This is a genomic window from Paenibacillus taichungensis (assembly GCF_013359905.1).
Classification (GTDB): domain Bacteria; phylum Bacillota; class Bacilli; order Paenibacillales; family Paenibacillaceae; genus Paenibacillus; species Paenibacillus taichungensis.
The window spans coordinates 101,689-123,581 of the sequence record NZ_JABMCC010000104.1; the positions used below are offsets into that span (position 1 = coordinate 101,689).

17 protein-coding genes are annotated in these 21,893 nt (G+C 48.8%); 6 read left to right on the plus strand and 11 right to left on the minus strand.

Annotation, left to right across the window (positions count from 1 at the left end):
- Positions 1-86: 86 nt before the first annotated feature.
- From HP548_RS08810 to HP548_RS08820, 3 genes are read right to left on the minus strand one after another with little or no spacing between them, the layout of a single operon-like run.
- The gene (locus tag HP548_RS08810) at positions 87-1,037 is read right to left on the minus strand and encodes an ABC transporter permease (protein ID WP_246317991.1); all 951 of its coding nucleotides are present in this window, start codon (positions 1,035-1,037) and stop codon (positions 87-89) included.
- Entirely contained in the window at positions 1,034-1,867 is an 834-nt protein-coding gene (locus HP548_RS08815; protein WP_246317992.1) for an ABC transporter permease, read from the minus strand. The genes HP548_RS08810 and HP548_RS08815 overlap by 4 nt, the downstream gene beginning before the upstream one ends.
- The gene (locus HP548_RS08820; RefSeq protein WP_246317993.1) at positions 1,827-2,642 is read right to left on the minus strand and encodes an ABC transporter ATP-binding protein; all 816 of its coding nucleotides are present in this window, start codon (positions 2,640-2,642) and stop codon (positions 1,827-1,829) included. The genes HP548_RS08815 and HP548_RS08820 overlap by 41 nt, the downstream gene beginning before the upstream one ends.
- 544 nt (positions 2,643-3,186) lie before the next feature.
- On the opposite strand from HP548_RS08820, the gene HP548_RS08825 reads away from it, so the two are divergent.
- The 3 genes from HP548_RS08825 (at position 3,187) to HP548_RS33700 (ending at position 7,690) form a co-directional block, all read left to right on the plus strand.
- Positions 3,187-5,409 carry a methyl-accepting chemotaxis protein gene (locus HP548_RS08825; protein WP_175381428.1) on the plus strand — a complete coding sequence of 741 codons (2,223 nt, stop codon included), beginning with the start codon at positions 3,187-3,189 and terminating at the stop codon, positions 5,407-5,409.
- A 119-nt stretch (positions 5,410-5,528) separates the two neighbouring features.
- On the plus strand, positions 5,529-6,530 hold the full coding sequence (moaA, locus tag HP548_RS08830) for a GTP 3',8-cyclase MoaA (protein WP_076287554.1): 1,002 nt from the start codon (positions 5,529-5,531) through the stop codon (positions 6,528-6,530).
- Between the two features lie 323 nt (positions 6,531-6,853).
- Positions 6,854-7,690 (plus strand): methyl-accepting chemotaxis protein, encoded by an 837-nt coding sequence (locus HP548_RS33700; protein WP_076287553.1) that lies wholly within the window; start codon positions 6,854-6,856, stop codon positions 7,688-7,690.
- Positions 7,691-7,777: 87 nt separating this feature from the next.
- Here the strand turns inward: HP548_RS33700 and HP548_RS08840 are convergent, their stop codons facing one another.
- Complete coding sequence (locus HP548_RS08840; RefSeq protein WP_175381429.1) at positions 7,778-8,386, minus strand: LysE/ArgO family amino acid transporter; 609 nt, start codon at positions 8,384-8,386, stop codon at positions 7,778-7,780.
- 156 nt (positions 8,387-8,542) lie between these two features.
- Between HP548_RS08840 and HP548_RS08845 the strand changes: the two genes are divergently transcribed.
- Entirely contained in the window at positions 8,543-10,030 is a 1,488-nt protein-coding gene (locus HP548_RS08845; protein ID WP_175381430.1) for an aminotransferase-like domain-containing protein, read from the plus strand.
- A gap of 115 nt (positions 10,031-10,145) precedes the next feature.
- Here the strand turns inward: HP548_RS08845 and HP548_RS08850 are convergent, their stop codons facing one another.
- The 6 genes from HP548_RS08850 to HP548_RS08875 all read right to left on the minus strand — a co-directional run bounded on the left by HP548_RS08850 (position 10,146) and on the right by HP548_RS08875 (position 18,379).
- Entirely contained in the window at positions 10,146-10,973 is an 828-nt protein-coding gene (locus tag HP548_RS08850) for a carbohydrate ABC transporter permease (RefSeq protein ID WP_076287550.1), read from the minus strand.
- Complete coding sequence (locus HP548_RS08855) at positions 10,970-11,854, minus strand: carbohydrate ABC transporter permease (RefSeq protein WP_076287549.1); 885 nt, start codon at positions 11,852-11,854, stop codon at positions 10,970-10,972. The genes HP548_RS08850 and HP548_RS08855 overlap by 4 nt, the downstream gene beginning before the upstream one ends.
- 78 nt (positions 11,855-11,932) lie before the next feature.
- A complete protein-coding gene (locus HP548_RS08860; RefSeq protein WP_076287548.1) occupies positions 11,933-13,213 on the minus strand; it encodes an ABC transporter substrate-binding protein in 1,281 nt (426 codons plus the stop codon).
- Between the two features lie 144 nt (positions 13,214-13,357).
- On the minus strand, positions 13,358-14,458 hold the full coding sequence (locus HP548_RS08865; protein WP_076287547.1) for a response regulator: 1,101 nt from the start codon (positions 14,456-14,458) through the stop codon (positions 13,358-13,360).
- Positions 14,455-16,245, minus strand: a complete 1,791-nt coding sequence (locus tag HP548_RS08870) for a sensor histidine kinase (protein WP_076287546.1) — start codon at positions 16,243-16,245, stop codon at positions 14,455-14,457. Before HP548_RS08870 ends, HP548_RS08865 begins: the two co-directional genes overlap by 4 nt.
- Before the next feature lie 130 nt (positions 16,246-16,375).
- Positions 16,376-18,379, minus strand: a complete 2,004-nt coding sequence (locus tag HP548_RS08875) for a beta-galactosidase (RefSeq protein ID WP_175381431.1) — start codon at positions 18,377-18,379, stop codon at positions 16,376-16,378.
- Positions 18,380-18,625: 246 nt separating this feature from the next.
- Here HP548_RS08875 and HP548_RS08880 point away from each other — a divergent pair, with 246 nt between their 5' ends.
- Entirely contained in the window at positions 18,626-19,600 is a 975-nt protein-coding gene (locus tag HP548_RS08880) for an AraC family transcriptional regulator (protein ID WP_175381432.1), read from the plus strand.
- Between the two features lie 41 nt (positions 19,601-19,641).
- Here HP548_RS08880 and mobA read toward each other — a convergent pair whose 3' ends face one another.
- Positions 19,642-20,238, minus strand: a complete 597-nt coding sequence (mobA, locus tag HP548_RS08885; protein ID WP_246318005.1) for a molybdenum cofactor guanylyltransferase — start codon at positions 20,236-20,238, stop codon at positions 19,642-19,644.
- 96 nt (positions 20,239-20,334) lie between these two features.
- Between mobA and HP548_RS08890 the strand changes: the two genes are divergently transcribed.
- On the plus strand, positions 20,335-21,561 hold the full coding sequence (locus HP548_RS08890; RefSeq protein WP_175381434.1) for an MFS transporter: 1,227 nt from the start codon (positions 20,335-20,337) through the stop codon (positions 21,559-21,561).
- The last annotated feature ends 332 nt before the right edge of the window (positions 21,562-21,893 follow it).

Below are 21,893 nucleotides of genomic sequence, written 5' to 3' on the forward strand. Positions count from 1 at the left end.
TGTTTATATAAGGATCTTCAATCAGGTACTGTGAAGCCTGCTTCACGAGTCAATCGATCTGTGGAAGGTTGGCATCTTAATGAGCTTTAAGGATCTGTATTTGCACGATTCCACGGGGTCAGCCGTTTCTCGGCCAGAACGACGGCTTCATACAACACAATACCGAGCACGGCGGCGATAACAATACAGGACCAGGCAAGTGGCATGTTTGCCAGTCGGATCTGATCTGAGAGCAAGTAACCCAGCCCCTGGGAGGCGATGAAAAATTCACCCACAATGGCGCCAATAATGCTGGTCGACATATTAATTTTCAGACCTGCGAAGAGGGAAGGTAGCGCATGTGGCCAGCGTAGCTTCAAGAAAAACTGCATCCTACTGGCGGCAAGACCACCCATCAGATCACTGTATTGCGGCTGAATCGAGGTCAAGCCCTTGAATAAACTCACAGCCATGGCAGCCATCGTAATTACAGCCACGACGGCAATTCGGGACCAGATACCATCCCCAAACCAGTTGTTCATAATCGGGGCCAGCGCAACAATCGGAACGGCGTTCAGTGCTGACATCACGGCAACCGCCGCCCTGCCGCTCGTCGGGAAGAAGGATGCACCCGCAGCGGCCAAGGCTCCCAGCAAGGAGCCGAGCAGAAAGCCACCCAGCATCTCGGTTCCGCTATACATCGCGTATCGGAAAAGCATCTCTGCATTTTCCCTGATGGACGCTGCAATCGCTGACGGAACAGGCAGTTGGTAACTTTCAAGCGAGAATAACTGATGGAACAATCGAAGCTGCCACAGGGTTAGAAATAAGGCTCCGGCAAGCCACGGCAGTAGGCGCAATCCAATTGATCTTTTGCGAACACTGCTGCCCAGCGGCCTCTGTGCGGCTTGTCCCTGATGTCCATCGATATCCGTACTTGAAGGAGATGGTACCCTAACCGAATCCGCGATAGACTCCCCAATAGATGCCGTGCTTGAGACAGCTGCCGTCGCACCCTCCTCACCTTTGCGGCTTACCATCACACGTTCATTCATCATGCAGCATGCCCTCCCTTGGCCCTGAATTCAGGCTGCCATGGGGTTAGCCAGCGCTCAGCAAGGCTGATGGCAAGATACGAGATGAGTCCAATGCCAATGCTGAGCATGATGGTTGCCCAGAACATGCCGATTTGGGCACTGCCGTAATACAAGGAACTGACCATCAGTACGCCAAGTCCATCCGGCGCTCCCATTAGCTCCACCACAATGGAAGAGGTGACTGCAAGTGGAGCAGCTATTTTCATACCGGAAAACAGACCCGGTAGCGCAGAAGGCAGCAAACATTTGATATAACGAGCAGGCAGGGAAGCTCCACAGGAACGCATAAGCTCCAGATGCTCCGGCGCTGCACTTTTTAATCCTTTGAGTGTGTGGATGATAATCGGGAAGAACGTAACGTAAGCCGCCATTATAATTCGGGCCCACTCGGCGTTATGGATAATGCCATAGACAATGGGCGCAAGACCGATTACGGGCACCATCTGGGAAGAGATGACATACGGAGATAAGGTACGCTCCACCCAAACCGCCACACTCATGAGCAGGGCCAGCAACAGGCCTAACACAGTTCCACCGGCAAAACCAATTGCTGCATTCCCAAACGTTACGGCCCCCTGTTCAGCCAATGTGCCTGAGTAACGAAACAAGGCTGCTAGAACCTCGTGCAGATAAGGAAGACGGGATGCTGCCTGCTGGGGTGACAAGAACAAGTGGAGAATCCAGGCGATACCTTCCCACAGCAGCAATACGGACAAAATCCAGATCACTACCCAGGAGCGAAAACCCAGCTTATTGGTGTGCAGGAACATGGATTGGATCACGCTCCTCATAGAAACAATTGCGGATGGTGGTCATCATGCGGTAAAAGGCTTCGGTTTCCCTCAGCTCTCGATCCCGCTCGGCTGGCAGGTTGACGGAATGAATGGAGTGCACCTGACCGGGGTGTGCGGAAAGGACGATGATGCGGTCAGATAGAAATACGGCTTCGGGGATGCTGTGTGTAACAAAAAGGAATGTCTTGCCTGTAGATCGCTTAATATCAAGCAGTTCCAGTTGCAGCTTCTCCTTCGTGAATTCATCCAATGCGGAGAAAGGTTCATCCATAAGCAGCAATGGCGGATCAAGCGCGAGTGCACGTGCAATGGAAACGCGCTGCTGCATGCCCCCACTGAGCTGCCACGGATAATGGTCAGCGAAGCGGGTCAACCCGACCATTTCAAGCAATTCACCACTCATGCGGCGGCACTCCTTCCGGCTTGTGCCGAGCAGCTCCAGAGGAAGCTCCACATTGTGGCGTACCGTGCGCCAATCGAACAGAGCTGGAGTTTGGAAGACAATACCGAACTGACGCTGCAACCGCGCCCGCTCTGGTTCTTCCCCGGCAACCCGGATGCTGCCTGTCGTTGGCTGGAGCAAATCGGCTACGAGTCGCAGCAGTGTGGACTTGCCACACCCCGAGGGGCCAAGCAGAGAGACAAATTCATTGGAATGGATTTGAAACGAAATGTCGGACAGGGCGGTAACTTGTTGTGCTCCACTGCCAAATACAACGGACACGTGATCCAGCTCAATATGGCAGGTGTCGGGGACGATGATTGAGGACATGGGCATTCTCCTTTTCGCGGGAAGCTCGCAATCTTTTCACACCAAGGCTGAATGGAAGGTTTGTATACACGAACGTAACAGGTTTTGCTTGTTAGGTAATACTATATATCTTTGGGCGGGGATTACATTATACAGACTGTTTTGAGTATGGGCCTGTTCATGTTACACATTGTAAAATGATACCGATTCTCAGTCCTAAACATGTCAATGTCCGTGTATGTTATCTTACATCTGCTTCACTCACACAGAACTCTTGTAATATCCAAGTAAAGGCGCATAATCATTTGTATTTATTGAATAAATATTCGGAAAATATGACATATACCCTCGTAATCTTGTTGATTTTCTTGTATAAACATTGATAACAGCATTTTGCAAAATGCTCATATAGAAGGACGTGAAATCTCGCCCCGATACGGTGTCTGGTTCTGGGATCATGAAGGCGGTGTCATTGATTCCCGTCCACCACCCATAGTGGCTGGATAATCGCGTTTCCGAACAGTCTCGCAAAAGATTTTTAAAATCAGAAATCGGGGTGGTCCGTATGTTTGATTGGCTGGGATGGAGAAAAGGGTGGCCGCTGTGGCGGTCGTATCGGTTGAATGAAAATATGAAGCAAGACGTAGAGGAAATCTTTGAGGGCATCGCCGAGACCCGGCGGCAGCTCTTGATGGATTGGGCTGATGAGCAGTGGAATCATCTGGATCGATTGCTTCAGCAGGTACGAGCTGTTCATCCGCAAGGTATGTTACAAGGCACAGAAGATGTACACGGATTGGAGGTATGGTTCGCAGCAAGTTATGTACGCGCTACTGATTGTACTGAGCTTTTTATGCTTAACGAGCAAAATCAGGTTGTATTTTCTACATATAAGAAACATATTGGACAAGTCTACGAAGATGGAAATGCTTTGATCGGGCAAGGATTAAGGTATACCCAAGCGGATATCAACGGACAAAAGTGCCTGTTTGGACCTTATTCTGATCCGCTCACACTAGAAATTGGACCACGTTCTTCCACGTTTCACGATGATGTAACCTTGACGTTTATCGTACCGATCATGGAAAACGGCCGTTACATCGGTTCCCTGTGCAGTCGTGTGCCTAATGATGTATTGGGCGATCTGATCCAGCGTGAATCAGGCCACATCTACCCTGATTCGGGGGATAATTATCTTTTTATGGCTGAATCAAAACTGCGGCCCACGCTTCAACCCGGGACTGCCCTGTCCCGCAGCCGCTTCGAGGATCATACATTCACCCATGGGGAGAATCTGAAAGACGGCGTAACCACCGCATGGGGCGTTGTATCTGTTAAAGAACATACCGAATTGGAACTGATGTTTACCGATCCTTCCACCAACGAACTTCATCCTGGTGTAGCGAATACCATTCGCAATGGCTCCAATCTGTTTGTGGCTTTTCCGGGTTATTCGGACTATCGTCATATTTCAGTTATTGGTAAAGGCATCACATTCCAGCTTCCCCACTGTCCGGATCTGTGGGGCATGATGTGTGAAGGCGATCTGGAGGAAGTATATCGTATACGCAGCATTGGCTGGCGCCAATTCAAGCAGCACAGCTTATACATCCTGTTGTCAGGCATTGCAGGAGCGGCAATTGTATATGCGCTGACTGGAAGTGCATGGAGCGCAGCAGCCATCGCTGCCTTTAATATCATCTATGGATTTCTGACCGCAAACCAGCTGCAACGAAAACATGTTCAACGGGTCCATGAGGATTTGCGCCGCATTAGCCGATTTATTCGAATTAACGCAGAAGGCAAGGGCGATCTGACCCAGCGTCTGGATACGTCGGCTTTTGCCCAGGATGAATCAGGTGAACTGGCGAAATGGATCAACAATATGATTGACTCTCTGGAAGGAATTATGCTCAAAGTACAGCTTGCCACCGTGGATGTGATGAACAACCAGCACCAAATGCGGACGTCAACGGAAACTACACAGGGAACAACCGAACGTGTAAATCTCAAACTTGGCTCTATGATTCAGGGGATACGCAAGCAGCTTGAGGACCTGGATCAGGCCAAAGTAGCCGCCGACGAAATGCGCCTCACCCTTCAGCAGCTTGAAGTGTCTGCCACCGAGCAGATTGACGTTGCCCGTCAGGAAGTGGAGCGTATCGGAGACAAAATGACCCAGATCTCGGGAGCCGTGTCCGACACCAACCATACGATTTTATCCTTTATGGCGACCATGCAGGACATCTACCGCGCACTTGCTGTCATTGATGAAATTTCGGCACAGACCAATCTGCTCGCACTGAATGCTTCCATTGAAGCAGCTCATGTTGGCGAACACGGACGTGGATTTGCCGTCGTTGCTGGTGAGATCCGCAAGCTGGCCGAATTATCCCGTTCCTCCACTGAAGATATTCATCAGATTCTGGATAATATCTCTGTAGCGGCAGGAGCAGCCTCGCAATCCATCAAGGAAGGCGATCAGGTGCTGGCTGAAGGCACAACGCTTGTTCAGGCTGCTTCGCAGTTACTCCAAAGTGCGACGGCTGAAGAACCTCAAAGAACACAGGTTGTGGATCAGGTCGTGGTATTGATGGAGAATATCGCTGCCATCAGCCACAAAAATCGTTCCACGTCTTCGGAGGTGGAAGCCGAGATGGTCGAGCTTATTAACGACATGCTGCACGTTCAGCATTCATCGCACAATGTGGAAGCCATCACGGTCTTCTTGCAGCAGCTTGTCGGACAATTCCAACTGACCCATCCCGATAAAAACGTAATTATCTGAGGTCATCATTGACGCGGATTGGAGAAATAGCTAAAATTTGATGCAACTGTTCGTTTAGATATTGTCGGTTCATTTCATATAGAAGCTTTCCAATTTGAATCAATGAAAGGGTGGTCTGCATGGAAATGCTCCAGGATTCTTTTGGCAGAATACATGACTACATCCGTATTTCTGTTACGGACCGCTGTAATTTGCGTTGTGTGTACTGTATGCCCGAAGAAGGCATGGAATTTGCCCCGCATGACCAAATTATGAGCTACGAGGAAATCGCACAGGTACTCAAAGTGCTAGCTCCAATGGGAATGCGCAAAGTCCGTCTGACCGGAGGCGAGCCTCTGGTACGGAAAGATCTGCATCAACTCGTAAGTATGATCTCGGCCATTGACGGGATTGAAGATATTGCTTTAACTACCAATGCATTGCTGCTGGACAAACAGGCTCAGGCCCTTAAGGACGCCGGACTGAACCGGATTAACATCAGTCTGGATTCCCTGCAAGCGAGCCGTTTCTCCATGATTACTCGCGGCGGGGATGTAAATAAGGTGCTGAAAGGCATTGAAGCCGCCACGGCAGTTGGACTTGCTCCGATCAAGCTGAATGTCGTCTTAATGAAGGGCATCAATGATGATGAGATCAAAGATTTCATTGCCATGACCATAGATCAGCCACTGCATGTGCGCTTCATTGAATATATGCCGATTGGGCAGGCTTCAGATTCATGGCGCAAATCGTATTTGCCGCTGGAAGCAGTCACCGATGTATGCGCGGAGGCTGGCTGGACGGTGGAAAGTACGGCAGGTCCGGCAGGGAATGGTCCATCACGAAACATGAAGATTGCCGGTTCACAAGGAACATTTGGATTGATCCATCCGGTCAGTGATCACTTCTGTGATAACTGCAACCGACTCCGCCTGACAGCAGACGGGCATATCAAAGCTTGTCTGTACTGGTCGGATGAATACAATGTTCGCCGCTTCGTAGATGCCCCCGATGCTATGGCAGCTCTCTTCCTCAAAGCTCTTGGCACCAAACCGAAGAATCATGAAATGGCGCTTGCCCTAGAGCAAAAAATGCAAAGTCATACACCGACGGTACGACGCATGTCCCAGATTGGTGGATAGGCAAGCGTGATGTGGCGGGTAACACATCCATATTTATGTGCATCAGAGCAGGCAGATATAACAAACGTAAGCACCCGATATACTTCACAAAATACAGCCATTATCGATGTACTAAATGCTGCTGAGGTCAGATGATCCTCAGCAGCTTTTTTATCATGTATTCTTCTTTTGTCTAACCTTGTTGATCAATTTTCCTGATTCCAAAATTAAAATAAAATTAATCTGCCATTTGCCCTCTTTAGGCCTTCAAGAATCCCGCAATTCTGACGATGAATATACAATACATCACGATCATACGCACACATATATAGGAGTTGATCCAATTGAATATTGTTGAAGCACTTGTTGCAGCAAGCCCGTATTTTAAAATCATGCTCAAGGAAAATGATTTGATGATTGCTGTTACTGATATGGAGCAGTTCCGGTATTACGTACGGAGCGAAGATCTTGATCTGGGTATCAAGGCTGGAGATCCGATCTCGCTTGAAGATCCTACACTACGCCGGGCACTTATCCATGGTGAGACTTCAGCCAATCGTATTGAAGCGCATCATTACGGGACTCCCATTAACTCTGCGGCTACCCCGCTTCGCGATGAAGCAGGCCAGATCGTAGGCGCATTGGCCATTGGATTTTCACTCAAAAACGAGGAAAAACTGGGGCACTTCACCGAATTGATCGGGGAAATCAGCGGTAAGTTAACCGATATGGTTCAGACCGTAGCGGCTCAATCCCAGCAACTGACCGCTTCATCTTCACAGATTTTGGACAACACACGGATGGCGGTGCAAAATTCCAGTGAAGTCACCAAGGTCGCTTCATTCATTCGTGAAATTTCGGAGCAGACGAACCTGCTGGGTCTGAATGCTGCCATTGAGGCAGCACGAGCAGGAGAAGCTGGAGCCGGCTTTGGCGTTGTTGCTACCGAAGTACGCAAATTATCCACCGGAACCAAAGAAGCTACAGTAAACATTGAACGCTCCTTGAAGGAAGTACAGCATTCCATTCGTCAGATGGAACAGGAGATTACATCCATCGCCCAATCCAGCAACCAGCAGGCCGAACTCGTCACCGAGTTCAGCGAGGTGATTGATCAACTGAACAATGCATCTCAGGATCTCAAAGCTTTTATTGAATCCATGCTATTGAAGGCAGAATAAGATAGAATACTCATTTGGCGCATTAACTATAAGGCCAGCATATAAACAATCCCCACACGTTTACCGTGAGGGGATTCTTTTCTATTTTTACGATACGATCAGCTTCCACAGCATCATGCCTGCCATTCCGACCATGACTACAGCGGACAATCGATTGAAGAAAATACTGATCCGGCCTGTACGATCTGTTCTACCTACTAGCCTGCCTGCACCTGCCAGTCCCAGAAACCATACCCATGATACCACTGCCGCCGTTATTGCAAAATAAAAGCGTGCCACCCCCTCGTATTGAAGTGAACTGGTGCCGATTACGGCTACCGTGTCCAGCAGGGCATGTGGGTTAAGTAAGGAAACGGAAGCAGCAAAGGCGATCTGTCTTCCCGCAGACAGCACTGCTGCTGAACTATTCGCAGGCCCGGAAGACTTCCAAATGCTCCATGCCATATAGAGCAAAAACACACCCCCTCCTGCATACAATACATTCGTCAGCACCGGCCATTGCAGTAAAATGAGGGACACCCCTCCGACGGCTGCTCCAATCAACAAACTATCACTGAGTCCTGCGGTTACTATCGCTGGCAGCGCCCGTGCATAACTTCGCTGACTCATGCCCTGATTAAAAATAAACACATTTTGTACACCGAGTGGCAAAATCAGGCCAAATGCCAGCACCACCGCGTGAATAATTACCCCCATCGTTCATCCCCCTTAGATATGTCTCCATAGTAGTAGAGATAACGTCAGGCGTAACCAACCACTTGGATGGCACTGGACCCAACCAAATGATATAGTGTTCAAAATAAGAGAAAACATAAATCCCATCACTATTCTATAAAGGAGGCAAACCTGCCCATGAATCGGTCTGATTCTCGACAGGGGGGCATCTGGAAGCCGGACCCCTCCCATTCCCTACCTCTGTACCGACAGATTGAAGTCTATATCAGTGAGAAAATTACTGCCGGCGAATGGACAGCAGGATATCGGCTTCCTTCACAACGAACATTGGCTCAATCCATGGGTGTGAACCGCAGCACGCTGGTTACTGCACTGGAAAATCTGGCCGCCTCAGGCATGATTGAAGGCAGACATGGCGGCGGAACATATGTCTGTGGCTCTGGCTGGCATGCGCTGGCTCACGGAGCTCTGCCCAACTGGGAGGAAGCCATCGAAGAAGGCTGGTATTACCCCAATCTGCCAGAGGTACAGCAGATTAACCGGGCTGAGTTCCAGCCAGGCATCATCAGGCTTGGTACAGGTGAGCTTGCACCTGAGCTGATGCCCCAGGAGGCTTTTAACGACATCCTCCATGCTCTATCCAGTCGTTCTCGTACACTAAACTACCTCGAACCTCAGGGTAGTCTGGAGCTCCGTCTGGCATTGTCCGTTTACTTGCAAGCAAGAGGCATCCAAGCCTCCCCTGACTCCATTCTGATCGTATCCGGCTCTCTCCAGGCACTGCACCTTATTTCAGTTGGGCTTCTGCCCCGCGGATCGGCAGTCCTGCTGGAAAAACCATCTTATCTGTACTCCATTCATGCCTTCCAATCGGCAGGATTGAAAATGAGTGGCATTCCGATGGATGCCGAGGGATTACACACTCCGCGTCTGGAAGATGCCGTACAGAATAATGCAAACAGGGAAAGCATCTCGCTGCTCTATACGATTCCGAGCTTCCACAATCCTACCGGCTCCGTCATGAGTGACAGCCGCCGGGAAGAACTGCTCGCCACAGCGCGGAACATCGGCATCTCCATATTGGAGGATGCCGCGTACAGCGACCTGTGGCTGGACGAGCCCCCGCCGCCATCACTGAAAGCGCGTGATAAAGAAGGACGGGTGCTGCACATGGGCACCTTGTCCAAGGCGGTCAGCCCCGGTCTGCGCCTCGGCTGGCTAGTTGGGCCGGAGCCGGTCATCCGTCGCCTCGCAGACATCAAGATGCAGACGGATTATGGCACCAGCTCCATCGCTCAGGAGGCTGCTGCACTCTGGTTTGCGGATGGATACCACGAGCAGCATATGGATCGCCTGCGGCCAGAACTGCGCAGACGCAGAGACTTTATGCTTGAACTTCTGCAACGCGATTTCAGTGAACTCGCCGAGTGGAGCGTACCTGCCGGAGGCTTTTATATCTGGCTCCGATTCACCGCCAGTCCTCTTTCCATTCGCGAACTGTTCCATGCCTGTCTGGAGAATCATGTGCTGATTCATCCGGGTTATCTCTATGACCGCCTAGATGCAGAGCACATTCGTCTGTCCTATGCCTATGCTTCACCGGATGAGATGGAGCGTGGTCTTCACTTGCTGGCACAGGCAGTCAAGAAGCTGATGTCATCATGAAATGAAAGAACCGCCATGATCGGAAGGAGTGACATCCCTCAGATCAAGGCGGTTCTTTCATGTTTTGTTATTAATAAGACAGATACGTCTCGTCTAGATCGCAGGCGGGTTTTCCTTACCCTTTTACCGCACCTTCTGCAATACCCTCCATGATGAACTTTTGGAAGAACGCATAGATGAGAACCACCGGAATCGCGGTAAGTACCAGGGAGGACAGAATCAACGGCCATTCCTTATTGTACTCGCCAAACAGCATGTTCGTGGACAGAATCAGCGTATACCGATTCACATCCGTCAGCATGAGCAGCGGCAACAGGAAGTCATTCCAGATCCACAGGAAGTCCAAGATGGCGATGGTGACCGTAATTGGCAGCAACAGTGGGAATATGATCTGGAAGAACGTCTGGAACTCATTACATCCATCCATCTGTGCCGATTCTTCCAATTCACGCGGGATGGACTTAACAAACCCGTGATACAGGAAGATCGCCATGTTCACACCAAGTCCGATATAGATCAGGGCCAATCCGTATGTGCTTCCTTGGACATGAAGTCCTTTGGCAACCCGTGTCAGCGGAATCATGATCGAGTGAAAAGGAACGAGCATGGATGCCACGAACAGGAAGAAAATCAGGTTGCTCAATCTGCCTGAAGTACGCGACAGCTTGTAGCCGGCCAATGAAGCGCAGAATACAATACCGCCAATCCCTAGGAAGGATACAATCGCCGAGTTCAAGGAACTGCCCAGTAGATTGATTTTGTGAAATGCATCCGAGTAGTTTTCCCAATGAAATGTCGTTGGGAGAGCTATAAAGGACTGGAACATTTCACCTTGTGTTTTGAATGAGTTCACAATCGCCATGTAGATTGGCAGCATTGCGACGAGGGATCCCAGCACCAGCAGCAGTCGAATCAGATAGCTGTTAATTCGTTGCATCCTCATGCTTCCACCTCTTTCTTCTTCATCACCGTAATCTGAATGAGCGTGAAGATGAGCACGATGACGAATAACACAACCGACTTGGCACTGGCATATCCGTATCTAAAATTGTTGGAGAATGCCTCTTCATAAATATTCATCGTAATGACCTGAGTGGCTCTGCCTGGACCGCCACCTGTCAGACCGTACACAACTTCAAATACTTTGAAGGCTCCGTTCAGTGTCAGGAAGAAACAGATTGTAACGGCATGCGTAATCATCGGCAATACGACATTACGCAGTACCTGGAACGCGTTGGCTCCATCAATAACAGCCGCTTCCTTCAGACTCTTCGGTACACCCTGAAGTGCTGCCAGATAGATGATCATCATGTACCCCACACCATTCCAAAGCGATACGATCAGGATGGAGTAGAATGAAAATTTCGGATCACCCAGCCACTGTTGGTCCAAAAAGGAGACCGCCAACTTCTCGGCCAGCTGCGGCAGCACCTGGGAGAAGATGAATGTCCACATAAAGGCGCTGATGATCGTACTGATCATGTTCGGCATGAAAAACAGGGTCCGGAATAACCCCTTGCTGCGCGTCCGTGTCTCAATGAACACGGCGAGCAGCAAGGCAATTCCATTTTGCAGAATCAGCATAAACACCACATATTTTAACGTGAACCATAGGGAATTCAGAAAGTCGGGATCTTCCTTGAACAGCTCCACGAAGTTTCCCAAACCGATAAAACTATAATCCCGGTTCAGACCATTCCAGTCCGTCAAGCTGTAGAACAAGCCGCTAAATGTAGGATACAGCAGGAAAATGGCATAGATGATAAAGGCAGGCGCAGTGAACGCTAGCAGCGACAGATACTTCTTGAATACATTCGTAGCCATTGGTTCTCCCCCTTTTCACTATAAGCAGACTCGCGGAAACGGGGGAACGAAGACCGTTCTGCCAGCCGTTTCATCTGCTTACTTGTTGACTTTGTTGTAGGATTTCCACGCCTTGTCGAGCGCATCAATCACCTGCTGCTGATCCAGTTGTCCGGAGTAGTAACCTTGCAGCGCTTTGCCTGATTCATCCTTAACCGCTTGAGGAATGGATGGATCCTGATACGCTTTGCCTTCATTAACATATTTCAGGGCATCGTCTACCCAAGGGAAACTTTTGAAGTCATGAATTTTGGCAACCGGATTGAATTTCAGTGCTTCGTAGAATGCACTTGAATCCTTGTCATCGAGAACATAGTTTACGAAGTCGAGTGCCACTTCCTTGTTTTTGCTGGAGGAAGATACGGCCAGTGAAGTCGATGTGCTCAGGTTGATTTTGGTATCATCCGGGTTGTCATTGATCGGCAGTGGAGCTACGCCGAAGTTGATATCCGGATTGGACTTCAGGATGGTTTCTGCGAACCAAGGTCCTTGAATCCACATTGCTGCTTTGCCTGTTGCAAAGGCTGCCGATCCATCATCGCCGCCCACTTCGAGCGCTTTCTCCGTTCCATTGGCATTGACGAGATCGAAGATGTCGAACAAGGATTTCATATCCGAGAAGGAACCTTGATCCTGATTCATCTTATCCAAGAAGTCTTTATGCTCTGACTGAGTCAGTGCACCTACTGTAAGTGGCAGGAAGAGTTGTGGAATCCAGGCCTCTTTGTAGGACAGTTCAAACGGTGTGATGTTGGCTGCTTTCAGCTTTTCCACGACCGCTTTCATTTCCGTCAAGGTGGTAGGAACCTCTAGCCCCTGCTCTTTGAAAATATCCTTATTGTACAGGTATCCCCAAGACAACGTTTCCAAAGGAACGGCCACGACTTTACCCGACGCATCCGTTACGGAAGGCTTAACGGAATCCAGTAATTTATCGACAAAAGGTTGACCCGACAGATCTTCCAGATAACCCGCTTTGCTGAACGGTGGGATTTCATTGACCGCATGAAGTGCGAACACGTCCGGTGCATCATTGGAGGCAAGTCGTGTTTTCAGAATCTGCGGCGCATTATCTGCTGGCGGCATCTCCAGTTGTACATTAACCTCAATATTCTTTTCGGCTTTCTCCTTGGCTTTGAACTGTTCTATATATTTATCGTAATGTTCTTTCAGCCGCGGCTGTGCAATGAATACTTTGAGGGACACCGTACTGCCCGATGCAGTCCCCTCCTCCTTACCATCCGTACCCGCATTGGAACCGCAGCCTGCGAGCAGAACACTCACAAGTACCGCACTTGCTACGCTTTTCCATACTTTCATCTCTTATGACCTCCCGGTGTAACTGGTTTGTCTTTCATACGATCATTATATATCACGAAATGAAAGCGCTTCATTGGACATTATTAGACTCGTTTATTGGATTATTTTAAACCTTAATCCAATAGTAAACTCTCTGTGAATGAATTATTTAGGGCTGTTACCTGATATTCGAGGTTGTCCCTTTCGCATCTCTCCAGGTGAAACCCCGAAGTGTTTCTTGAACACCCGGTAAAAGTACGATACATCCTCATACCCCGTCATCTCGGCAATATGTTTGAATGGAATCTGATCATCGAGCACCCATTCCTTGGCTCTTGCCATGCGTAACTGGACAATATAGTCGGTCACATTCACGTTATATTCTTTTTTGAACACCTTGCTGAGATATTCTTTGCTGACAAAAAAGATCTGAGCAAGCTGCTCCAGCGTAATCATCTCCATGCAGTGCTGCTCGATGTATTGCTTCACCTCATCCAGGTTCAGCTTGTTCTTGAATTTGCGCTGCGCAATCAGCTGCTCCAACGAAGTATAATAAGGCGCTGATATCCAGTCCACTGCTGATGTGATGGACGCCAGAGCAGTTGGCGGCGGGAGTACAGCTGCTACAGGTTGCTCGCATAAGCCGTTGGAAACACAAAGCTCGCCCAGCAGCGTCTGCAATTCATATGCGATCCGCCCCAGCTGTTGCGGTCTTCGGATATCACTGGTATCAAGTCGGTGCTCCAGCTGCCCGAACAGCTCATGCAATCCCTGAACGTTCAAGTCGTTAAAACGTAGGCGTGCCTGCTGCTGGAACAACGAGAACTCGCCAGAAAAAGCGGAAGGATAAGGTTCCCATGACTCCGGCCCGGACTCGGTCTTTTCCAATTCACGTTTACACTTGGCCAGAACGTTATTCAATTCATCGGGATTTACCGGCTTGAGCAGATAATCAGCGGCACGGTGACGAATCGCATGTTTCGCATAATTGAAATCATCATATCCACTAACCACAATCACTTTGATATGCGGATATTGTGCACTTAGCGTCTGAAGCAGCTCCACCCCGTCTTTACCCGGCATACGCATGTCTGTAATGATAATATGGGGCTGATGCTGCTCGACCAACCGGATCGCCTCTCCGCCATCCTCTGCCTCACCTGTTACCACCATGCCAAGCTCATCCCACGTGCCCAAATTGCGCAAAATATCTCTGTTCCATGGCTCATCGTCCACTAATAGCACTCTATAATGATCTTTGTTCACGTGATCTCGCCTCCTGTATGGCAAGGAATTCGAACAGTGACACTCGTTCCCTGTCCTTCCCCACTCTCCATGTTCATACCGTATGCAGGCCCAAAGTGCATCACGATGCGTGATGCGGCATTGACCAGGCCAATGCTGGTGCTCGAGCTCCATACTCTGTCTCCTTGCTGGGACAGCTTGGACAGTCTCGATTGCATCTCGGCCAACCTTTCTTGATCCATGCCCACCCCATTATCGGAAATGCGGATGGTTACCTCATGATCTAGCCGGACAACTTGAATGTTCAATTTCCACTCTCCCTGCTTTTTCTCCAGACCATGGACAAATGCATTCTCCACAATCGGTTGCAGGGACAACTTCGGAATGTAGCAGTCACTGAGCCCGCCTTCAATCTCCAGTTTATATTCAAGTCTGCTTCCAAAACGCTGCTTCTGGATGAGCATATAATGCTCCAGTTGGTCCAATTCGGACTGCAATGGCACGAGACCATCCGGCGCTCTGACAATATAACGGAACATCTCACTCAATGCACGAATAACTTTGTAACTGTCTGCCGGCTTCTGTGAGTACACCATACCTCCGATCATCTGCAACGTATTTTGCAGAAAATGCGGATGAATCTGAGACTGAAGCGCTTTGAGCTCGGCCGTCTGTTTCTCCAGATTCATGAGGTAGTTATCCCGGATATGCTCCCGAATGCGACTTGCCATACCATGCAGATTTTTCTCCAGCAGGCCAATCTCATCCACCCGACCACTGCGGACCACTTCCTTGTCCTTGATCAACTGGATTCCTTTCATGGAATTCGCCAGTCTGACAATCGGTTTAGATGTTCGCCAAGCCACAAATGCTGCCAACAACACCGAAACCACGGTAGCCAGCCCACCTACAACAAGACCATATTTCATCGTTTCCAGTGCACTCTCATTGATAACATGGGAAGGAACAATTTTGATCAGACGCATCCCTGACGGATCAATGGCATGATAGAATACATATTCCTTGGCTGTTCGAATGAAACCGGAACTGTCCTTCGTAGCTGCAAGCTTTTCCAGTGCCTCTGCTGAAGGCTGTATCTCCTTGTTTGGCTGATAAACCGGGCTTCCTGTACTATCCGCGATGTACACCGCATAATCGCCCCGGCTGTCCAGCAATTCCAGCGTTTGATTGAATTCGGCCCACTTGACTTCCAGACTGATTGCGCCGATCTGCGCCTGATCCTCAAAACGGTTCATGCTGCGGGTCATATGAAACTTTTCCGGATCATTCGAATCATTAATAATCGTAAAGTCCTTATGCTGCTCAAAAAGTTCATGGTATGCCGCAGGAATGTCCGGGACCGATCGAATTCGGCTTTCCATTGAGTTGAAGGTGAACAGCGTGTCCAGTTCCTTCAGGTATAATTCCACGCCAAATACATAGTTACCAGCTGAATAATATACACTGTTCAGCATGTTGAACATAGCCTTCTGCTCATCGAATCGACTGGCAGCTGGAGCATCCTGATTCAATGCCAGATACTGATGCAACTCATCACTGATCTGAATGGAATAGATGAGATTGTTCATCCGCGCGAATTGTTCACCCAAATAGATGGAGGCCCAATTCATATTCGCACGGTTGGTCTCCATGACCTCTTCTTCCATGGAAGAACGGGTATTTTCGGCTGCTACAACTGTCATGGCAATTACGGGCAGAATGGCCAGAAACGTCATGGTGAGGATTAATTTGTTGCGAATGCTGCGTTTGAACGGATCAGTAAGCTTCCGATATAATTCGGTAAACACGAGGCATCCACTCCTGAGCTATGAGCTAAAATAAGATAAACGCCCCAGCATGAAGCCGAGGGCGCTTTGGTCTTGGTATTCTTTTTATAATCATTGAAAACAGACTTGTCAATTCATTTATGATTTCCCATTATTGCTCAATAATGCAGAACCCCCATGGTTCAAGCACCATAGTCTGCTCTCCGGACACCGCTGTTCCTGCCAAAAGTTCCGTTCCGTCCCCGTAAGCATTTATGAACGAAGTCGCCTGATCGGAGTAGTTAAAGAAATACCGAATCGTCTTCCCTTGATCATTCACTCCGTTCTTAACGATAATTGGAAAAGCCAATTCCTGATCGGTTCCCCACAGTCCGGCTTCCTTCATGACACGCTCCAACACGTTGCGGATCACCGCGGAGCTGGTATAACATCCAACGTACGTTGCTTTGCCCTTGCCATAGGCATTCTGGGTAATTGCAGCATATTCTCCCCAGTGAGGGTGATCATACCAGGCCAGCACTTCTGCAGTTGTTGGTGTAATCAGTTCCATCCAGGTGTGAATCTGATTCTGTTCCTCTCCAACCTCGAACGGATCATCTCGAAGCGACACATTTTTCGGCTCAACGAACAGGTTGTAACTGATGCCACAAGCCTCACTGATCAGTCCAGGCTGGCGGGTAGAGCGGACCTTAATATGCTCATTGGCGAATCCGCTCTTGAAGGAGTAAACGACATGCCCACCATCCTGTACAAATTGGTTCAGCCTCTCAAGCAAGGCATCAGAAGCTGCGTACAAAGCAGGCACAACAATCACATCATAGCCTTCATAACTCTCCACGGACGGATCAATCAGATCACAGCCAATATTCATTTTGTATAATTCGTCATACATCCAGCGGATAACGTCGTTGTATTTTTTGTCACTCGTAAAATTAAATCCGAACCACTTGATCGACGTCAACGCCTCATTGCTGAACAGCACGGCTACCCGATTCGTTTTCTTCAAATTCACCAGTTGCGGGCTAAGTCTGGCAAAATCCCGGCCTATCGTTTTGGCCTCGTTGTACACTGGATTGGGTTCAAAATCATGGCTCAGCAATCCTTTCCAATACGTCTCGAACGAATTATGCAAGGAATGCCAGTGCCAGTAAGCAACCATGTTTGCTCCCGAGGCCAGGTGGCTAAACGCCTGAAGGCGAAGCTGTCCCGGATAGGGAACCCAATGCCAGAAAGCCTGCGCTTCCGTCTCCAGTACAAGATAGTTCGATTGTTTGGTGGAACGTGCCACGTCACCGCCGAATGAAATCTCAATGCCGGTCAGATCATCCTGCGACGGATGGTAGATGTCCACACTAGTGATATCAAAAGGTTTGGATGCGGCAAAATGGTCCACATCCCCCTGAATGCCGTACGAGTATCCACGCCAGTCGAAGTCAAAGTTCTGGGTGACAAACTGACCTTCCTGTTTGTACTCATTTACAATTCCGACCTGCCACGCCAGAAAGTTGGTTACCAGTTGGCGCTGGAATTTGGCAAATTCAGCTCCCAGACTGCCATTGATTGTACCAACAACAGACGGGAAATCCTCCCAGCTATTGATACGGTTACTCCAATAGTCGAGACCAAATTCCTTGTTCAGATCATCCAATGAGCTGAACTTGTTACGCATATATTTGACGAATTGCAATTGTACATTATCTCCGGCAGTGTTGTAATGCTTCGTTTCGTTATCCGTCTGATAGCCAATCACGGCAGGGTGTTTGCTGACACGGGAGATCAGCTTGCGAATGATGCGTTCCGCGTAGAACAGATACGTTGGATGTGTGATATCCATGATCTGCCGTGCTCCATATTTTCCCGTTCCCTGTGCCGTTGTTGCCAGAACATCCGGGTGCTCCTTGACCATCCACGTCGGAACGGCATACGTAGGTGTACCCACAATAACCTGAATGCCCGCTGCATGCATGGCATCCAGTACACGATCTACTGAGGAGAAGTCGAATACGCCATTCTGTGGTTCATGCGTACTCCAGGTTGATTCCGCAATCCGCACCACGTTGATGCCTGCATCTTTCATCATCTGAATATCCTTGTCCAATCGCTCATAAGGCATATATTCGTCATAGTAGGCTACCCCGTACAATAACTTGTCCATGTTAAAATCCCCTTTTCATCCGGAAGTATGAAGCTCTTGGCATTTATACAAAATGAAATGATGCAATTGAAAAATGATAACGTTTACATTATTATCTATTGAAGTACATCAGAGACTTAGCAATCTGTCGAACGCTCTCCTGTTCTGCGATTTTCAATGTTGGCGTTAAACTGATTATAATGAAGTATACTATGCGTGCCGATTGTACAAGGCGAGTTGTTTTTACCCTTTTCCGAGGTGAATGTCATGGATATCCGATCGCAGCTTCGAGAAATGCCACATCATACATTGGCTCACTGGTTGCCTATTATCGACTGTAACATTAAATTCTATGGAGCGCACAGCCAACAAGTTCCATACGGTTGGGCGATGCCGGAAGAATGCCATCCGGGCTTTGAAATTATGCTGATTATAAAGGGGACTCAGGAGAGTGTAATTCACGGGTATACCTATACGGTTGAGGAAGGTTCGATTCTGCTGATTCCACCAGGATTCAAACATACAAACCAATGTGTATCATCAGAGGGCATGACATATTTCAGTGCTCATTTCAATGTAGATGATCCCGTATTTACCCTGAAGCTGATGTCACATCACAGCCGAATCTATGAGGCAGGCACCACAGATAACATGCAAATGCGCCCTGTCCTGGAGAACTGGATGAACATGATCAGAACATCAGAGGCATACACTTCCACAGACAAATTTATCATGCAGGCACGCATGTTTGAATTGTTTGCCCTGCTGTCCCAGGCAGCTGACCGTGAACCGCTGCCTACCCGATCTGATGCTTCGCCTAATGCTCCAGCTCCCGCAGCCATGCATTATGCAGGGGCCATCGCAGAAGCCATCAAACAGGCGTTCCATACGCAGCTCCGAATCAAAGAGGGCAATGTATCCACCGTCAAAGTGGAGCAGATCATATCCTCATTTGGTATCAGTCCGGGATATGGGCTGCAGATCTTCCGCAGGGTGTACGGACAATCTCCACGGGCCTATTTATCCAGCCTGAAGCTGCAGGAAGCCAAAGTGCTGATCGAACAGCCGCAGCTCTCTTTGGGGGAAATCGCATGGAAGCTGGGCTATACCCATCTGTCGCACTTCAGTCGGCAATTCAAGCGATGGACTGGCCAGAGTCCACTTCAATATCGTAACGCCGTTCAGGATCTATCCAACGAATCGGGTCCAGTGGACCAGAGTTGGGAGATCAAACCGGACTGAGAAAGGTATGAGATAATGAATGAACTGATGGGCTGGCCGGATTATCGGTTACGAATATGCTCGTACTCTTCCGGGGTATTCATATTACTAAGCTGAATGGCCACATCGTGGACACCAGCGCTTTCCAACTCATCGACGTCGACATATCGGCAGCCGATCTCTTCAAGCCATTGGGTTACTTTCAATTTATTATCTATTAAGCGCTGTTCAAGTTGGGGAAGAACACGTCTATGATATGCACCTGCAAGCGGATGAACATGCCCTGCCAGTCGCGGAACGATCGCGTGATGCTCTTGACCTGATTCGACGAGCCACTTCATACCTTTGAAAAAGGATGGCTCTAGCAGTGGCATATCACAGGCGCAGATGAGGTTCCAGTCTGTTCCCGAGGCTCCCAGCGCGGCATGCAGCCCTGCGAGCGGCCCTTTTCCGGGGTAATCATCCTGAACGCAGTCGTAGGGCAATGCGTTGTATGCAGCTGTGTTGGTTCCTGCGGAAACGATAATACCATTCACAGCTGGTGCCATCGCTTGGATGACCTGCTCCAGCACGCTGTAACCATTCCATTCCAACAATGCCTTATTAGAACCCATACGGCGGGATAAACCTCCAGCCAATATAATACCTGTCCATTCCATCGTGCTCACGGTAATCCTCCTCGTTCAATAAACTTATTCTATACATTGAATACCCTTTCAACAAATGATACATTGAAGAATATTATTCTGAAAGGAATGGCTCTATTGGATAGATATGCACCCGGAAGAGGCAATCCCTCTTTGGTTTCGCTGAAACTATATAACTTTTTCATTTATGGAGCCATTTCAATCTTCGCCGGTTTTCTTCAGTTGTATTTGCAGGAAATCGGGATGACCAAATTGGAGATTGGCAGTCTGATGGCGATTGGTCCGTTTGTATCCTTGTTTGCTAATCCGTTCTGGGGCTTCTGGAGCGATAAATCACGCAATATTCGCATTATTCTGATGATGATGATGGGTGGCACCTTTGTGCTTGCTCAGGCCGTATTCTATGCGCCTACGTATGCCTGGATCTATGCAGCCATGATCTTTTTTTATTTTTTTCAAAGTCCGTTGTTTGCCCAAACCAACAGCCTGATTCTCGGTTATATCGATGGCACGAATCAGAAATTCGGTACGTTTCGGCTCTGGGGGTCGCTGGGTTGGGCTCTGACTGCTGCGGCTGCCGGACCGCTGATTGACCGCTTGGGAGCAGGCAGTGTATCGATTGTATTTGCCTTCATGATTGTCATTGCCTTTGTCTTTGCCTTGTTTCTACCTAGACAGCCGATCGCTTCAGATACACCTGTTGTGAGCTTTCGACGTTTCGGCAAGGTGATGTTCAATCCGTACTTTATGATCTTTATCGGGCTTGGGGTACTCGTTTCCGTACCCAACGCCATGAACAGTACATTTATGTCATTATACATCGTGGAAATGGGGGGCGATAAACAGATGGTTGGCTGGGCCATCTTCACATCATCCATCCTTGAAGTGGGTGTATTCTTGCTCCTGGACCGTTTTCTCAAACGCAAAATGGGCATGCTTCTCTCGTCGCTCATCCTGATCAGTCTGCTGTTCGCCATCCGCTGGCAGCTCATGGCCCTGGCGAACAATCCGTTAGAGATTGTGTTCATTCAGCTCATGCACTCCATTACGTTCGGCGGGTATTTCTATGTAGGGACTCAACTGACGATGCTGTTCATTCCAAGGCCGTACCGTTCCTCTGGTCAGGCCGTGTATACGATGGCCTGGGGCGGCCTCTCTGGTGTCATTGCCGGTCTGTTCGGCGGCTGGCTGTTCCAGAGCTTTGGTGCTGAAGTGATGTATAACATCGGGGTATTCTTCTCCCTGATCGGTGCTGTTGGCTTTGCAATCATGTGGTTCTCGAACCGCCGCAACGGCTATCAGCCAACTGTGCTGACGGAAATGGGTGAAAGATAATCTTTTGTTGGCAAAGGTTGAACCTTTCAAGATTTACACTGGAGCACTACGAGGACAGAACAATCTTTCGATCGCTGTTATCCCCCGATTTTTTTGGATTCCCTTTTTCAAAGGGTAAAATCCAGGGATAAAGGCGAACGCTACGCTTCTCCAGCTTTATTCTGTCCTCTCCGTTATGGTGTAAATAAAGTTCAAACAATCAAACAAAAGATTAAGAATAGTAGTAGTAAAAAGAAAGGCGTCTCCGTTGGCTTATTGCCCTGGAGACGCCTTTTACGTTTATAGATTGAAGTTTATTGATTTAGGTTTACAGCTTTGGCGTATAACCCTAA

What these genes read in the sequence shown, in the direction of transcription:
- HP548_RS08820 (WP_246317993.1), bottom strand. Translation starts at nt 2,642, where the DNA reads ATGTCCTCAATCATCGTCCCCGACACCTGCCATATTGAGCTGGATCAC.
- HP548_RS08855 (WP_076287549.1), bottom strand. Translation starts at nt 11,854, where the DNA reads ATGGCTACGAATGTATTCAAGAAGTATCTGTCGCTGCTAGCGTTCACT.
- HP548_RS08890 (WP_175381434.1), top strand. Translation starts at nt 20,335, where the DNA reads ATGGCTCTATTGGATAGATATGCACCCGGAAGAGGCAATCCCTCTTTG.
- HP548_RS08815 (WP_246317992.1), bottom strand. Translation starts at nt 1,867, where the DNA reads ATGAGGAGCGTGATCCAATCCATGTTCCTGCACACCAATAAGCTGGGT.
- mobA (WP_246318005.1), bottom strand. Translation starts at nt 20,238, where the DNA reads ATGGAATGGACAGGTATTATATTGGCTGGAGGTTTATCCCGCCGTATG.
- HP548_RS08810 (WP_246317991.1), bottom strand. Translation starts at nt 1,037, where the DNA reads ATGATGAATGAACGTGTGATGGTAAGCCGCAAAGGTGAGGAGGGTGCG.
- HP548_RS08880 (WP_175381432.1), top strand. Translation starts at nt 18,626, where the DNA reads ATGGATATCCGATCGCAGCTTCGAGAAATGCCACATCATACATTGGCT.
- HP548_RS08825 (WP_175381428.1), top strand. Translation starts at nt 3,187, where the DNA reads ATGTTTGATTGGCTGGGATGGAGAAAAGGGTGGCCGCTGTGGCGGTCG.
- moaA (WP_076287554.1), top strand. Translation starts at nt 5,529, where the DNA reads ATGGAAATGCTCCAGGATTCTTTTGGCAGAATACATGACTACATCCGT.
- HP548_RS08850 (WP_076287550.1), bottom strand. Translation starts at nt 10,973, where the DNA reads ATGAGGATGCAACGAATTAACAGCTATCTGATTCGACTGCTGCTGGTG.
- HP548_RS08845 (WP_175381430.1), top strand. Translation starts at nt 8,543, where the DNA reads ATGAATCGGTCTGATTCTCGACAGGGGGGCATCTGGAAGCCGGACCCC.
- HP548_RS08860 (WP_076287548.1), bottom strand. Translation starts at nt 13,213, where the DNA reads ATGAAAGTATGGAAAAGCGTAGCAAGTGCGGTACTTGTGAGTGTTCTG.
- HP548_RS08840 (WP_175381429.1), bottom strand. Translation starts at nt 8,386, where the DNA reads ATGGGGGTAATTATTCACGCGGTGGTGCTGGCATTTGGCCTGATTTTG.
- HP548_RS08875 (WP_175381431.1), bottom strand. Translation starts at nt 18,379, where the DNA reads ATGGACAAGTTATTGTACGGGGTAGCCTACTATGACGAATATATGCCT.